This window comes from Pseudomonas abyssi, assembly GCF_003444685.1.
Classification (GTDB): domain Bacteria; phylum Pseudomonadota; class Gammaproteobacteria; order Pseudomonadales; family Pseudomonadaceae; genus Halopseudomonas; species Halopseudomonas abyssi.
Genome location: NZ_LMAZ01000004.1, coordinates 105,400 through 119,836 on the forward strand (window position 1 = coordinate 105,400; position 14,437 = coordinate 119,836).

At 62.0% G+C, this 14,437-nt stretch carries 12 protein-coding genes; 5 read left to right on the forward strand and 7 right to left on the reverse strand.

What is annotated here, in order from left to right:
• Positions 1-27: 27 nt before the first annotated feature.
• From ASB58_RS13450 to coxB, 3 genes are read right to left on the reverse strand one after another with little or no spacing between them, the layout of a single operon-like run.
• Positions 28-594, reverse strand: a complete 567-nt coding sequence (locus ASB58_RS13450; RefSeq protein WP_096005258.1) for a cytochrome c oxidase assembly protein — start codon at positions 592-594, stop codon at positions 28-30.
• 15 nt (positions 595-609) lie between these two features.
• A complete protein-coding gene (gene ctaD / locus ASB58_RS13455; protein WP_096005259.1) occupies positions 610-2,193 on the reverse strand; it encodes a cytochrome c oxidase subunit I in 1,584 nt (527 codons plus the stop codon).
• A 10-nt stretch (positions 2,194-2,203) separates the two neighbouring features.
• Positions 2,204-3,328 (reverse strand): cytochrome c oxidase subunit II, encoded by a 1,125-nt coding sequence (coxB, locus tag ASB58_RS13460; protein ID WP_118131221.1) that lies wholly within the window; start codon positions 3,326-3,328, stop codon positions 2,204-2,206.
• 416 nt (positions 3,329-3,744) lie between these two features.
• On the opposite strand from coxB, the gene ASB58_RS13465 reads away from it, so the two are divergent.
• Positions 3,745-4,389 (forward strand): hypothetical protein, encoded by a 645-nt coding sequence (locus ASB58_RS13465; RefSeq protein WP_096005261.1) that lies wholly within the window; start codon positions 3,745-3,747, stop codon positions 4,387-4,389.
• Positions 4,390-4,411: 22 nt separating this feature from the next.
• On the opposite strand, the gene ASB58_RS13470 is transcribed toward ASB58_RS13465, so the two are convergent.
• Together ASB58_RS13470 and prlC are read right to left on the reverse strand one after the other, a co-directional pair.
• A complete protein-coding gene (locus ASB58_RS13470; protein ID WP_096005262.1) occupies positions 4,412-4,678 on the reverse strand; it encodes a YheV family putative zinc ribbon protein in 267 nt (88 codons plus the stop codon).
• Positions 4,675-6,717, reverse strand: a complete 2,043-nt coding sequence (prlC, locus tag ASB58_RS13475) for an oligopeptidase A (protein ID WP_118131222.1) — start codon at positions 6,715-6,717, stop codon at positions 4,675-4,677. Before prlC ends, ASB58_RS13470 begins: the two co-directional genes overlap by 4 nt.
• Before the next feature lie 128 nt (positions 6,718-6,845).
• On the opposite strand from prlC, the gene ASB58_RS13480 reads away from it, so the two are divergent.
• The 4 genes from ASB58_RS13480 to amt all read left to right on the forward strand — a co-directional run bounded on the left by ASB58_RS13480 (position 6,846) and on the right by amt (position 13,341).
• Positions 6,846-7,388 (forward strand): gamma carbonic anhydrase family protein, encoded by a 543-nt coding sequence (locus tag ASB58_RS13480; RefSeq protein WP_118131223.1) that lies wholly within the window; start codon positions 6,846-6,848, stop codon positions 7,386-7,388.
• 55 nt (positions 7,389-7,443) lie between these two features.
• The gene (locus tag ASB58_RS13485) at positions 7,444-8,517 is read left to right on the forward strand and encodes a GGDEF domain-containing protein (RefSeq protein ID WP_235827301.1); all 1,074 of its coding nucleotides are present in this window, start codon (positions 7,444-7,446) and stop codon (positions 8,515-8,517) included.
• A 142-nt stretch (positions 8,518-8,659) separates the two neighbouring features.
• Entirely contained in the window at positions 8,660-9,682 is a 1,023-nt protein-coding gene (locus ASB58_RS13490; protein ID WP_118131225.1) for an NADP-dependent oxidoreductase, read from the forward strand.
• A gap of 269 nt (positions 9,683-9,951) precedes the next feature.
• Positions 9,952-13,341, forward strand: coding sequence for an ammonium transporter (gene amt, locus ASB58_RS13495; protein WP_118131226.1), 3,390 nt, complete (start codon positions 9,952-9,954; stop codon positions 13,339-13,341).
• Here the strand turns inward: amt and ASB58_RS13500 are convergent.
• Both ASB58_RS13500 and ASB58_RS13505 read right to left on the reverse strand, forming a co-directional pair.
• Complete coding sequence (locus tag ASB58_RS13500) at positions 13,338-13,709, reverse strand: YbaN family protein (protein ID WP_118131227.1); 372 nt, start codon at positions 13,707-13,709, stop codon at positions 13,338-13,340. The two genes, amt and ASB58_RS13500, sit on opposite strands and share 4 nt — an antisense overlap.
• Before the next feature lie 52 nt (positions 13,710-13,761).
• A complete protein-coding gene (locus tag ASB58_RS13505; protein WP_096005341.1) occupies positions 13,762-14,394 on the reverse strand; it encodes a sensor histidine kinase in 633 nt (210 codons plus the stop codon).
• Positions 14,395-14,437: the final 43 nt, after the last annotated feature.

Below are 14,437 nucleotides of genomic sequence, written 5' to 3' on the forward strand. Positions count from 1 at the left end.
GTTGTTCTCCTTGTACGGCAATCGTGCTCAGTGGGCCTGCGCCTGGGCGGCGGCCAGCTTGTCAGGCATTCGCTCCGATACATCAAACAGGGTGTAGGCCAGGGTCAGGTGCTTGACCTGTGCCGGCACCGCCGGATCAACAATGAAACGCACCGGCATCTCGACGCTTTCCCCCGGTTGCAGCACCTGCTGGGTAAAGCAGAAACACTCGGTCTTGTGGAAGTAGGCTGCGGCAATCGATGGTGAAACGCTGGGAATGGCCTGTGCCACCATCGGCCGGTCAGTCGGGTTATGCGCCAGAAACAGCATCTCGCGCGTTTCGCCCGGGTGCAGGCTGAGCTGTTCGGCCTCGGGGCCAAAGTCCCAGCTCATGCCTTCGGCCCGGGTGGCGACAAACTGCACCCGCAGGGTGCGGCTGCTGTCGATCTGCTCGACTTCCTGCTGGTAAGCGGTGCCGCTGGTCTTGCCGTTGATGCCCAGCGCATCGCACATCACGTCATACAGCGGCACCATCAGGAATCCGAAGCCGAACATGCCGAATACCGTCAGTACCAGTTTGCCGACCAGGCGGCGGTTGGACTGTGTCTCGCTCATTGCCGCGACCTCCGGTCACTTCACCTCGGGGGGCGTCGAGAAGGTGTGGTATGGCGCGGGTGAGGGCACGGTCCACTCCAGCCCCTCTGCACCTTCCCAGGGGTTGGCGGCCGCCTTCTTGCCGCCTTTGATGCACTTGATGACGATAAACAGGAACAGCAGCTGGGTAACCCCAAACATGAAGGCGCCGACCGAGGAGATCATGTTGAAGTTGGCGAACATCACGTTGTAGTCGGGAATACGCCGCGGCATGCCTGCCAGCCCGACAAAGTGCATCGGGAAGAAGGCCAGGTTCATGCCGATGAAGCTCATCCAGAAATGCGTCTTGGCCAGGGTTTCGTCGTACATGTGGCCAGTCCACTTGGGCAGCCAGTAGTAGGCCGAGGCGAAGATACCGAAGATGGCTCCGGGCACCAGCACGTAGTGGAAGTGCGCGACCACAAAGTAGGTGTCGTGATACTGGAAGTCGGCCGGTGCAATCGCCAGCATCAGGCCGGAAAAGCCGCCGATGGTGAACAGAATCACAAAGGCCACGGCGAACAGCATCGGCGCCTCGAAGGTCAGCGCACCGCGGAACATGGTGCTGACCCAGTTGAACACCTTCACCCCGGTCGGTACGGCGATCAGCATGGTGGCGTACATGAAGAACAGCTCACCGGTAATCGGAATGCCGACGGTAAACATGTGGTGCGCCCAGACGATGAACGACAGAAAGGCGATGGCGGCGGTGGCGTAGACCATCGAGGTGTAGCCGAACAGCGGCTTGCGGCTGAAGGCCGGAATGATCTGGCTGACCGCACCAAACGCCGGCAGGATCATGATGTAGACCTCGGGGTGACCGAAGAACCAGAAAATGTGCTGGAACATCACCGGATCACCGCCGCCGGCGGCATTGAAGAAGCTGGTGCCGAAGTGGATGTCCATCAGCATCATGGTCACCACGCCGGCCAGCACCGGCATCACCGCGATCAGCAGGAAAGCGGTAATCAGCCAGGTCCAGACGAACAGCGGCATTTTCATCAGCGTCATGCCGGGGGCGCGCAGGTTGAGAATGGTGGCGATGATGTTGATCGCGCCCATGATCGAACTGATGCCCGCCAGGTGAATGGCGAAGATGAAGAAGGTGACGCTGGGCGGCGCGTAGGTCGTCGACAGCGGTGCGTAGAAGGTCCAGCCGAAGTTCGGGCCGCCTCCCTCCATGAACAGTGTCGAGACCAGCAGCCCGAAGGCCATCGGCAGCAGCCAGAAGCTGAAGTTGTTCATCCGTGGCAGCGCCATGTCCGGTGCGCCGATCATCAGCGGAATCATCCAGTTGGCCAGGCCGACAAAGGCCGGCATAACCGCCCCGAACACCATGATCAGGCCGTGGGTGGTGGTCATCTGGTTGAAAAATTCCGGTTGCACCAGTTGCAGGCCCGGCTGAAACAGCTCGGCACGGATGACCATGGCCATCGAGCCGCCGAGCAGGAACATGGCAAAGCTGAACCACAGGTACATCGAGCCGATGTCCTTGTGGTTGGTGGTGAGCACCCAGCGCATCAGGCCCTTGGCCGGACCGTGGGCATGGTCGTGGTGATGGGTATCGATCACAGCGCTCATGACAGGTCTCCTATTGGCCTTCTTTGGCGTTCAGCACGTCGACGGGCGCCAGCATTTCGCCGGTGTCGTTGCCCCATGCGTTACGCTCGAAGGTGATCACGGCCGCCACATCGACTTCCGACAGTTGCTTGCCGAACGCCGCCATCGCGGTACCCGGTACGCCGTTGAGGACGATATCCAGGTGCTGGGCCATATCTTCGGTGACAATGGCGCTGCCCTTGAGCGCCGGGAACATCGGCGGCAGGCCCTCGCCGGTGGGCTGGTGACAGGAGGCGCAGGCGGAGGCATAGACCTTTTCCCCACGCTCGACTAGCTCTTCCAGGGTCCAGTCCTTCTCGCGCAGCTCTGCTTCCTTGGCGGCGGCCTCTTTTTGCTCGGCCATCCAGGCGTCGTATTCATCCTGGGGTAGCACTTCGACCACCACGGGCATGAAGCCGTGGTCCTTGCCGCACAGTTCGGTACATTGGCCTCGGTAGATGCCGGGCTCTTCTACGCGGGTCCAGGCTTCGTTGATAAAGCCGGGGATGGCGTCTTTCTTGACCGCAAAGTCGGGTACCCACCAGGAGTGGATGACGTCGGCGGCGGTGACCAGGAAGCGGACCTTCTTGCCGACCGGAATGACCAGCGGGTTGTCCACTTCGAGCAGGTAATTGGGGTTCTTGTCGCTGACGTTGCCGATCTCGTCGCGTGGCGTCGACATGCTGCTGAAGAAGCTCACGCCTTCGCCGACGTACTGGTACTGCCAGCGCCATTGATAGCCGGTTACCAGAATGTCGATGTCCGCCTCATCGGCGTCGTAGATATCGATCAGTGTTTTGGTGGCCGGAATGGCCATGACGATGAGAATCGCCAGCGGGATCACCGTCCAGAGAATCTCCACACCAAGGTGTTCGTGGAAGGTCGCCGGTTTGCTGTCCTCGGATTTGCGATGCATCAGCATCGACCAGAACATCACACCAAATACCACGATGCCGATGACCACGCAGATCCAGAAGATGGTCATGTGCAGATCGAACACGGATTGACTGACTTCGGTGACGCCCCGGCGCATGTTGACGCCCCACTCGGCACTCGCTTGGGCGCCGAGCACAGACAGGGACAGTCCAACCGGCCAGGTGATTGCTGCTCGCAACATTCCCGGTCCCCCTTTATTGTTTTTATCGCTACCGGTGCACGGAACGAAGGGGTATCACACTGCGCAGACACCCAGGCAGACTGCTGCAAATGTGGCGCTACTACGACGCCAGACTCCTCAGCAACCCGCTTACCGCAGGACATACAGCGCGTTGTTCGCGGCGTTTCATCCCCCGGCCAGCACTTCCCCCACAGGCCACCAGTCATCTGGAGTATAGACGGGGGTCATCGGCGCGCAATGTTGCGGCGGATAATTGTTGGCGGGACCGTCGGGTGGGCTTATTACAATTTGATCTCATGCCTCGTGGTGAGGCACTTTGACGCACTAGCACTCCTCTGCTAGGTTTTTCGCTTTACAATAATGTCAAAGTGATGCTGCTCGCTGGCAGCCTCCGTTTGCCGTTGTGGAGCTAGAGTATGAACATCGCTGGGCTGAAACACCGTATTGCCGAAGCAACGGCACAGAGTGATTCGCGTGAGGGAATGCAGGCCTGGTTGCAGACCCGGATCGCGGATCTACACCCCTCCATTCGCCTGCAGGAGGACCCGGTCGGGGCACTGCAGCGCTTTGCCACCGCTTACATCGAACAGGTGCCGGAGGTGCTGGAAGCCGCCGCAGCGGTGGCCGAGTCAGCTCAATTGAAGCCGCGCATGCTGCCGGTCCTCAAGGTGGCCGAGGCGTTCTTTTTGCAGCCGCCAGATTTGCCGGCCGAACATCGCGGGCTGGTAACGCTGCTGGATGAGGCCTACCTGGCCCATCGCTTGGTGGAAGACGTGAACGATCGCTACGTCGCCCACGGCGGCGAGTCGCTGATTCCGATGGACACCACCCGTGCCAACCTGATCGTGCATCATCTGCTGGGCGAGTCCTTTGCCAATCGGTTGGATGCGGCGGTCGAGGAGGCGGTCTCGGGGCTGTTGCCCGAGGACCTGTTTCAGTCAGCTGAATTTCAGGCCTACCGGGCGCAGCTGGATCCGGCCGAGGTACAGCGTCTGTGGGCGCAGTGGCCGTGTATGTCACAGCAACTGGGTGTGGATATCGAACTACGCAGCGTTGCCTGAGCAAGCAACGCTGCGTTGCGCTTCAATCTTTCTTTTTCAGACGCGGATTGGGGAAGAACTGTACCGTCTGGCTGGTGGGTTTGCTTGGTGCCTTGCGCACTTCGTTGACCCGGGTACCCAGCTCCTTGGGTACCGAGTTGCCGCGGGCATCCAGCGTATCGGTGTAACCGCACTGCACGCATTCGCGGTGCGGTACGCCGTCTTCCTCGTACATCTTGATGGTGTCCATGGCGCTGCACGCCGGGCAGACCGCACCGGCGATAAAGCGCTTCACCGGGCCGTTGGTCATGCCGCTTCCCCGCTCAGGCCGCTGTGACGCAGCAGTGGATCAATCGATGGCTCGCGACCACGGAAGGCGACGAACAGCGCCATCGGCGCCTCGCTGCCGCCGCGGGCAAGAATGTTGTCGCGGAAGGCGCGACCGGTCTCGGCGTTCAGTACACCCTCTTCCTCGAAGCGCGAGAAGGCATCAGCCGACAGCACTTCTGCCCACTTGTAGCTGTAGTAACCGGCTGCATAGCCACCGGCAAAGATATGGCTGAAGCCGTTCTGGAAACGGTTGAACGACGGCACCTTGATGACTGCAACCTCTTCGCGTACCTGATCTAGCACCTGCTGCGCGCTCAGCTGCGGTTGTTTGCGTACGTGCAATTCAAAGTCGAACAGCGAGAATTCGATCTGGCGCAGCATGCCCAGGCCGGACTGGAAGTTCTTGGCCGCCAGCATCTTGTCCAGCAGGTCCTGCGGTAACGGCTCGCCGGTTTCATAGTGGCTGGAGATCAGCGCGAGGCCTTCCGGCTCCCAGCACCAGTTCTCCATGAACTGGCTGGGCAGCTCGACCGCGTCCCAGGCCACGCCGTTGATGCCGCTGGCAGAGGCGTAGTTCACCCGGGTCAGCAGGTGGTGCAGGCCGTGGCCGAACTCGTGGAACAGGGTGGTGACCTCGTCGTGGGTCAGCAATGCCGGCTTGCCGCCAACCGCCGGGGTGAAGTTGCAGACCAGATAGGCAATCGGGCGCTGCAGGGCGCCGTCAGGCAGCAGCCGGCGGTCGCGGCAGCCATCCATCCAGGCGCCGCCGCGCTTGTTGGCGCGGGCGTACAGATCGAGGAAGAAGCGGCCGATGACTTCGCCTTGCTCAATCACCTCGAACAGGCGTGCGTCCTTGTGCCAGCGCTCGAACTCGGCGACTTCGCGCAGTTCGATGCCGTAGAGTTTCTGGACGATGGCGAACATGCCGTTGATCACGGTATCGATCGGGAAGTAGGGGCGCAGCATTTCCTGCGAGATGGCGTAACGCTGCTGGCGCAGTTGCTCGCTGTAGAAGCCAACGTCCCAGGGCTGCAGGTCGTCACAACCCTGCTCGGCTGCAAAGGCCTGCAGCGCAGCCAGATCCTGCTGCGCGAAGGGTTTGCTGCGCTCGCCCAGGTCACGCAAGAAGCCCAGTACCTGATCGGTACTCTCGGCCATCTTGGTTGCCAGCGACAGTTCGGCGTAGTTGGCAAAGCCCAGCAGCTCGGCCAGCTCCTGACGCAGCAGCAGAATCTCGTCGATGATCGGGCCGTTGTTGAACTGGCCGGCGTTGGGCCCCTGATCCGATGCGCGGGTGCAGAAGGCAGTGTACACCTCCTGACGCAGTGCGCGGTCGGTGGCGTAGGTCATCACCGGGAAGTAGCTGGGGAATTCCAGCGTGATCAGCCAGCCGTCCAGCTCGCGGGCTTCGGCGGCCTGCTTGGCCTGGGCCAGCGCGGACTCGGGCAGGCCGTCGAGTTGGGCCGCATCGGTAATATGTTTGGTCCAGGCCTGGGTTGCGTCCAGCACCTGATTGGAGAAGGTGCTCTGCAGCTCGGACAGGCGCATCTGCAGCTCGCCGTAGCGCTTTTGCTGCTCCGGCGGCAGCGCGATACCGGACAGCTTGAAGTCGCGAAGGGCGTGTTCAAGGATGGTTTGCTGGGCGGTGTCCAGCTTGGCAAATTCCTCGCTGTCGGCCAGTTGCTGATAGGCGTCGTACAGCGCCTGGTTCTGACCCATCTCAGTGTAGTACTGGCTCAGCAGCGGCAGGCAGCTTTCGTAGGCTTCGCGCAGCTCGGGGCTGTTCATTACCGCATTGAGGTGGCTAACCGGCGACCAGGCGCGGCCAAGGCGCTCGCCCATGTCATCCTGCGGCTCGATCAGGTTGGCCCAGGTCCATTGCGCTGGAGGGTTGGCCAGCAGGGCATCGAGCTGTGCGCGGTTGTCGGCCAGAATCTGCTCGACGGCCGGTTTGACATGTTCGGCACGGATCTCGGCAAAGGGCGGCAGATCGTAGGGTTGCAGCAGCGGATTGGGCATGGCGGGTATCCTGATTCGATCGATGACTTACAATGCGTCCATGGTAATCAACTCGGGCGCGCTTGGCATCGTGACTTCGTTAGAAGTTCTCAATGACGGCGATAGCCGCAAAATTCAAGGGTAAGACAATGAACGTACGTGGATTCAGGGACTGGCAGCCGGTGCTGGGTGACCGGGTATTTGTTGACCCGTCGGCGGTGGTATTGGGCGATGTAGAGCTGGGTGACGATTGCTCGGTCTGGCCGGGCGCGATCATTCGCGGCGACATGCACCGTATCCGCATCGGCGACCGCACCAGCGTGCAGGATGGCAGCGTGCTGCATATTACCCACGCGGGCCCGTTTAACCCGGACGGTTATCCGCTGACCATCGGCGATGACGTGACCATTGGTCACAAGGTGCTGCTGCATGGCTGCAGCATCGGCAGCCGGGTGCTGGTCGGTATGGGCAGCATTGTCATGGATGGCGCGGTGGTCGAGGACGAGGTGATCATCGGTGCCGGCTCGTTGGTGCCGGCCAACCGCACGCTGGAAAGCGGCTATCTGTATATGGGTAGCCCGGCCAAACAGGTGCGTGCGCTGACCGACAAGGAGCGTGAGTTCTTTACCTACTCGGCGGCCAACTATGTGCGCCTGAAGGACCAGCATCTGCTGGAGAACTACGCGGACTAGCTGACGGCGACTATACTCCGCCGTCAGCGGGTGCGAGCAAGGAGAGGCAAACGACGTGAACGGGAAGTTCCCAATGGACGAGGCGGCGGGTAACGGTCTGGGCGAACAGGCGCGCCGGTCGTTGTTGCAGCTGATCTTCGTGTCCACCGGCGTCCTGCTCTGGGGCTTCGCCTGGCTGCAGTTCGACAACAACAATGCCCTGCTGGCGAGCCTGGAAATCGCCGTGGGGGCGCTGCTGGTGTGGGCCGCCTGGCATATGCGTCAGGTACGTTGGTTGACGCCCTGGATTTACGCTTACCTGCTGCCCACCTTCTGCTTCCAGATATACATCATGCTGATGCCGGCCGCCTCTATGACGGCCTTTGTCTGGATCTACATGGTGCCGATGCTGGCGTACCTGTTGCTGGGGCGCAAAGCCGGCCTGCTGCTGTCGTTACCCTTCATGTTGCTGGCGGTAGTGCTGTACGTGATCCGCTATGCCGATCTGCAGACAGCGCACGGGCTGATCGATCTGGGCAACGCGGTGATCTGCGGCTTGATGATCCTGTTGTTTGTGCACTTTTACGAAGTGCGCCGAGCCAACGCCCAGCAGACGCTGGAGCGGCTGGCGGAAACCGATGCGCTCACCGGGGTCTACAATCGAGGACGCTTCCAGCAATTATTCGAACAGTGCATTGAGCAGGGGCAGCGCAGTGGCGACGGTTTTGCCCTGGTGTTGCTGGATGTCGATCACTTCAAGCAGGTCAACGATGGCTGGGGGCATGAAGTCGGCGATCGTGCCCTGCGCCATCTGTGTAAAGTGCTGCAGCGCCGCCTGCGCAAGACCGATGCGATCGGCCGGCTGGGCGGTGAGGAGTTTGGTCTGTTGTTGCGCAGCACCGATGCGCAGGCTGCCGAACAGCTGGTGCAGACTCTCTGCAGTCAGTTGCAGCAGACGCCGCTGACCTGGGGCGACAAACAGGAGCTGCGCATTACCGCGACCTTTGGCGTGGCGCACTGGCCGAGCGATGCGCTGGACGCCGAGAGCCTGTATCGTCGTGCCGACCAGCGTCTGTACCGGGGCAAGGCCTATGGCCGCAACCGGGTGATCAGCCAGGGTGGCCCATTGCAGATCAGCGAGCTTGGCTGAGCGCGTTTCGGCCTGCGGATTGGCGTCCGATCAAGTGCGTGAATAGTAGGTCGGTTCGCGCGGGTCCCTGGCGATGTTCGTTTATGATCCGGGAGTTCGCGGAGTTTTCCGCCCATTCATCCATTCAAACGAGAGGCATCCGATGTCTGCTTATAGCAACCGTAAAGTCGTGCTCAACAAGCGCCCGCAGGGTGAAATCCAGGATGGCGATCTGGTTCTCAAAGAAGAGCCGGTACGTGATCTGAAAGACGGTGAAGTCCTGATCAAGACCCTGTGGCTGTCGCTGGACCCCTACATGCGTCCGCGCATGAACGACAGCAAGGGCTACATGGATCCGATCGAAATCGGTGCGCCGATTGTCGGCGAGAGCGTTGGTCGCGTTGTTGAGTCCAAGTCCGACAACTACCAGGTCGGTGATGTGGTTACCGTGTACTCCGGCTGGCAGGAGTACTGCATCATCCCGGGCAACGCCGAGATGGTCTACAAGATCAAGGACCAGGGCGTGCCGCTGCAGACCTATCTGGGTGTGGCCGGCATGCCGGGCCGCACCGGCTATTGCGGCCTGATGTACGTGGGCAAGCCCAAGTCGGGCGAGACCGTCGTTGTGGCTGCCGCGTCCGGCCCGGTCGGCACCGTGGTTGGCCAGACTGCCAAGCAGGAAGGTTGCCGCGTGGTCGGTATCGCCGGTGGCCCGGAAAAGTGCCGTTATGTGGTCGAGGAGCTGGGTTTTGATGCCTGCATCGATTACAAAGCCGGCAACCTGGACGCAGACCTGGCGGCAGCCTGCCCGAACGGCATTGACGTGTACTTCGAGAACGTCGGTGGCGAGGTGGCCAAGGCTGTGGCCAAGCTGATCAACCCGGGTGCCCGTGTGCCGATCTGTGGCTATGTATCGGCCTACAACGCGGAAGATCAGAGCAAGGTTGAAACCCCGTTCCACATCTTCGGCGCGCTGGATCCCAAGCCGGAGCATCGCTTCTTCCTGGTCACCGAGTGGCAGGACAAGCACCAGGAGATCACCGCGCTGCTGGCTGAGCAGGTAGCTTCCGGCAAGCTGAAGTACAGCGAAACCGTAGCCGAAGGCCTGGAGAACGCCGTTGAGGCATTCAAAGGCATGCTCAAGGGCAAGAACTTCGGCAAGCAACTGGTGCATATCGCCGACTGACCGTGAACTGCCTACCTGTTTCGGGCGCCCTGGCGCGCCCGAAACAGGGCCTCGGCTGCTGTTCAGCGGTCGATCGTGACGCCCCCGCCTTTCGCCTTTCTGGCGACACATTCTGACCAGTTCGACGACTTTTGGTACAGAAACTGCATTGTTCTGCACTGTCCTGAGCCGGGCTGCCTATACCTGCTCAGTGGCTGCACTACTCTGGTGCGCAGGCTGTTTGGTCGCGCTATCAAAGTGCCAGTTTCCAAATGGAACAGGTATCACCTATGCCCATCTCGATGATCGATGTTCTGTGGTTGGTCTTGTGTGCTGGTCTGGTGTTCAACATGCAGATTGGCTTTCTCTGTCTTGAGTCGGGGCTGACCCGCAGCAAGAACGCGATCAATGTGGCCGTGAAGAACATGGCCGACCTCAGTCTTGCAGTGTTCTGCTACTGGTTGTTCGGTTTTGGGCTGATGTTCGGTGGCAGCGCGGGTGGCTGGTACGGCGAAGGGTTTGCCATGTTGCCGTTCACCGATACCTGGCATTCGGCCTTCTTTCTCTTTCAGGCGATGTTCTGCACCACGGCAGCGACCATCGTGTCCGGCGCCGCCGCCGAACGCATGCGCTTTGCTTCCTACCTGCTGGTGGCGTTGCTGATCGCCGGGCTGATCTACCCGCTGTTCGGCCATTGGGCCTGGGGTGGCGTATTCGCTGATGGCCTGGGCTGGTTGGCGGCGCGCGGTTTCGTCGATTTTGCCGGCTCCACCGTGGTCCACGGTGTTGGCGGTTGGGTGGCGCTGGCGGTGATTCTGATTCTGGGCCCGCGTCAGGGCCGCTTTGATCAGGACCGCGATGGCCGCAGCATGCCCGGCTCCAACCTGCCGCTGGCCATGCTCGGCGCGCTGATGCTGATGTTTGGCTGGTTCGGCTTCAACGGCGGCAGCACCCTGAGCTTCGATGGTCGGGTGCCGGGTATCATCGCCAATACGGTGCTGGCGGCCATCGCCGGCACTCTGGGCGGGATGGTCATGTCCTGGTGGCGCTGGCGTCTGGTGGACCCGGTCTACCCGCTCAATGGCATGATTGCCGGGATGGTGGCCATTACCGCGGGCGCCCATGTGATGGATGCGCCGGCGGCGTTTTTCGTCGGCCTGGTTGGCGCTGTGGTGATGTATCTGGCCGACCGCCTGTTGAATCATCTGCGCATCGACGATGCCGTGGGCGCGGTCCCGGTGCACCTGGCCAGCGGCATCTGGGGCACTCTGGCGGTCGCGCTGTTTGCCAATCTGCAGACGCTGGGCACGGGGCTGAGCCGCACCCAGCAACTGGTGGCGCAACTCGAGGGTGTGGTGGTGGCCGGGCTCTGGGCTTTTGGTGTCACCTGGCTACTGCTACGCCTGATCAATCGCTTCTGGCCGATGCGGGTCACGCCCGAGGACGAGCTGGCCGGCCTGAACGTATCCGAGCATGGCGCGCGCACCGAGTTGATCGAATTGCTGGAGGCGATGGCCGCGCACCAGCGCGATGGCCGCTTTGAGCGCGATGTGCCGGTCGAACCCTTTACCGAGGTCGGCCAGATTGCTGCCCAGTACAACAAGGTAATCCATGCTCTGCGACGGGCGGTAGGGGTCACCCAGAGCATCATCCGCGACATTCGCGACGGCGTGGTGACCTGCAACCGCGAGGGCGTGCTGGCCACCTGCAACCCGGGTGCCGAGCGTTTGTTTGGGCTGCCGGCCGGGCTGCTGATTGGTCAGCCGCTGGGCCGGCTGGTGGCCGAGCGCAACTGGAGTGGCTTGCCGTTGCCGGAGGCGGGCAGCGAGACCAAACAGGAGGTGCTGTTCAGCCGTAACGAGCACGATCAGTTTGTGGCCGAGCTGACGGTCAGCCAGGGTGCGCTGGAGGATGAGCACTACACCTGTCTGATTCGCGATATCACCGAGCGGCGGCGCATCGAGCAGCAGCTGTTTCAGGAAAAGATGCTGGCGCAGGTGACCCTGGCCTCGATTGGCGATGGCGTGATTACCACTGGGCCGGACGCACGGGTGCGTTACCTTAATCCGGTCGCTGAACAGTTGACCGGCTGGACCGAGGAAGAGGCCAGCGATCGACCGCTGGATGAGATCTACTGCCTGTTTGACGAGGTTACCGGGGACAGTCTGCTGAACCCGGTCAGCGCCATGTTGCGGCGCTACCGGCAGGCGCTTAGCCGCCAGCCCGGCAGCATGTCGCAGTTGCGCCGGCGTGACGGCAGCGAAGTGTCGGTACAGGACGCAGTGGCGCCGATTCGTGATGCCGAGGGGCACATCATTGGTGCCGTGCTCACCTTTCGCGACGTGACCGCCAATCGCCGCTTGGCACGTGAGTTGTCCCATCAGGCGGCCCACGACACCCTGACCGGACTGGTCAACCGCAAGGAGTTCGAGCGCCGGGTTGCCCAGGCGCTGCAGCGCCATGAGAACAGCGCCGGGGAGCAGGTGCTCTGCTACATGGATCTGGACCAGTTCAAGATCGTCAACGACACCTGCGGCCATGCCGCCGGCGACGAACTGCTGCGGCAGCTGGCTAAACTGTTCCAGTCGCACATTCGCAGCTCCGACGTGCTGGCGCGTCTGGGCGGCGATGAATTTGGCCTGCTGCTCAGCGGCTGTACGCTGGAGGAGGCGGTGCCGATAGTCGAGGGTATTCGTACCCTGGTGGAGGAGTATCGCTTCAGCTGGGAGGGCAAGACTTTTGCCGTCGGCGTTAGCATCGGCCTGGTGCCGGTCGAATCGCAGCTGGCCAGTCTGGATGTGCTGCTCGGCGCCGCCGACAGCGCCTGTTACGCCGCCAAGGACGCGGGGCGCAACCGTATCCACCTGTACCAGGCCGATGATGCGCAGATGCAGGAGCGGCGGGGCGAGATGCAATGGGTCAACCGCCTACGCCAGGCGCTGGACGCCGACCTGCTGCGTTTGTACGTGCAACCCATCTACCCGATCAGCGAGCGCGACAGCCAGCCCGGTTATGAGGTGCTGGTACGGCTGCTGGGTAACGACGGTCAGGTGATTCCGCCTGGCGCCTTTATGCCGGCGGCCGAACGTTACGACCTGGCGTCGGCGATTGATCGCTGGGTGGTGGGCAACTTCCTGGCCTGGTTGGGCGATTACAACCGCCGCCGCAGCGGGCCGTTGGGCAATTACTCGATCAACTTATCGGCAGCGTCGCTGGGCGAGGAAGGCTTTCTCGCCTTCGTACTCGAGGCGCTGGAGCGTCATCAAGTGCCCACCAGCCATGTCTGCTTTGAAATCACCGAAACCAGCGCAGTGTCCAACCTGGGCAAGGCGGTTGAGTTCATGCGCGGTTTGCGGGACATCGGCTGCCAGTTTGCGCTGGATGACTTTGGCTCGGGGTTGTCGTCCTTTGCCTACCTGAAATCGCTGCCGGTCGATTACCTGAAGATCGACGGAGTGTTCGTCAAGGACATCGCCAGCGACCCGATCGCCCGCGCCATGGTCGCCTCGATCAACACCATTGGCCACGAGATGGGACTGCAGACGGTGGCGGAGTTTGTTGAGAGCGAGGCCATTCTCGAACAGCTGCGCGAGCTGGGCGTGGATTACGCGCAGGGCTTCCATCTGGGGCGTCCGCAACCACTCAGCGAGCTGGACGGCGTGCGGATGATGCCGCGTTAGCGTTGAGGCTGGGGGTTGGGTTCGGGGCGGGTCCAGAGCCAGCAGGCCACGCACAGCAGAAAGAGTGGCAGGCCGATGCGCAGCCAGTTCGGCGTGGGCATCAGCCAGAGTGCCAGCACGCTGCTGGTCATCACCGCACTGGCCGCCCATTTTGCGCGTCGCGGCACCGCCCGCCGGGTGCGCCAGTCGCGGATCAGCGGGCCGTACTTGGGATGAGCCAGTAGCCGAGCCTCAAGTGCCGGCCAACCGCGCGCGCCAGCCCAGGCAGCCACTAGCAGAAACGGCGTGGTCGGCAGGCCCGGCACGACAATACCGATGGCGCCCAAGGCGACGCAGAGCGAAGCTAGCGTGCGCCACAGCCAGGTCATTGTTCAGTGCGCCGTTTGGCGGGCAGGCGTTCGGCCCTTGATGCCGGCATGCTCAGGGCAGCCAGATACGGAATTCGCCACCACCGAGCGCGCCCTGATTGCTCAGGGCAATGCGTCCGGTAACGCCGTTGCGGCGATGCAGGTGCGCGATGCGCTGACCAAAATACAGCCCCAGGCCGGTACTGCCGGTGCTCATATTGATGCCCAGGGCGTAGTCCGACTGCCCGTCGAGCATGGCTTGTGGATAGCCGTCGCCGTCGTCGCTGATGCTGATCAGTAACTGATCGTGATCCATGCGCGCAGCCAGATGGATGGCTGAGCGGGTGTAACGGATGGCGTTGTTGATGACGTTGCCGACCACGGAGCCGACCAGCTCACCATCGAAAAAGCCCATCAGCCCGTCCTCGGCGACCTCGAAGCTGCCCTGAATAGCGCGAGCGCGCAGGATGTCGTCGTGGCGCGCCAGCTGCGCCTGCAGGAAGTCGTCCAGCTCCAGGTAGCTGGGGCGCAGCGGCAGCTGGTTGACCTCCAGCTTGTACAGCCCGAGCATCTGTACCAGCATGCCGTTCAGGCGCATGGATTCGTATTCGATGACGCCGCGTTCATCGGCATTGCCGGCGGACGGTGGCAGACGCTCGAGCAGCTGCCCGTAGGACTGCATCAGCAGTCCAAGGGAGTTTTTCATGTCATGCACGGTGGAGGCGATGACGGTAGAAAAGTCCAGCTGC

Coding starts and splice junctions, on each gene's coding strand:
- ASB58_RS13470 (WP_096005262.1), bottom strand. CDS start 4,678: ATGACCAACGGCCCGGTGAAGCGCTTTATCGCCGGTGCGGTCTGCCCG.
- ASB58_RS13450 (WP_096005258.1), bottom strand. CDS start 594: ATGAGCGAGACACAGTCCAACCGCCGCCTGGTCGGCAAACTGGTACTG.
- prlC (WP_118131222.1), bottom strand. CDS start 6,717: ATGCCCAATCCGCTGCTGCAACCCTACGATCTGCCGCCCTTTGCCGAG.
- ASB58_RS13480 (WP_118131223.1), top strand. CDS start 6,846: ATGAACGTACGTGGATTCAGGGACTGGCAGCCGGTGCTGGGTGACCGG.
- ASB58_RS13465 (WP_096005261.1), top strand. CDS start 3,745: ATGAACATCGCTGGGCTGAAACACCGTATTGCCGAAGCAACGGCACAG.
- coxB (WP_118131221.1), bottom strand. CDS start 3,328: ATGTTGCGAGCAGCAATCACCTGGCCGGTTGGACTGTCCCTGTCTGTG.
- ASB58_RS13500 (WP_118131227.1), bottom strand. CDS start 13,709: ATGACCTGGCTGTGGCGCACGCTAGCTTCGCTCTGCGTCGCCTTGGGC.
- ctaD (WP_096005259.1), bottom strand. CDS start 2,193: ATGAGCGCTGTGATCGATACCCATCACCACGACCATGCCCACGGTCCG.
- amt (WP_118131226.1), top strand. CDS start 9,952: ATGCCCATCTCGATGATCGATGTTCTGTGGTTGGTCTTGTGTGCTGGT.
- ASB58_RS13505 (WP_096005341.1), bottom strand. CDS start 14,394: ATGAAAAACTCCCTTGGACTGCTGATGCAGTCCTACGGGCAGCTGCTC.
- ASB58_RS13490 (WP_118131225.1), top strand. CDS start 8,660: ATGTCTGCTTATAGCAACCGTAAAGTCGTGCTCAACAAGCGCCCGCAG.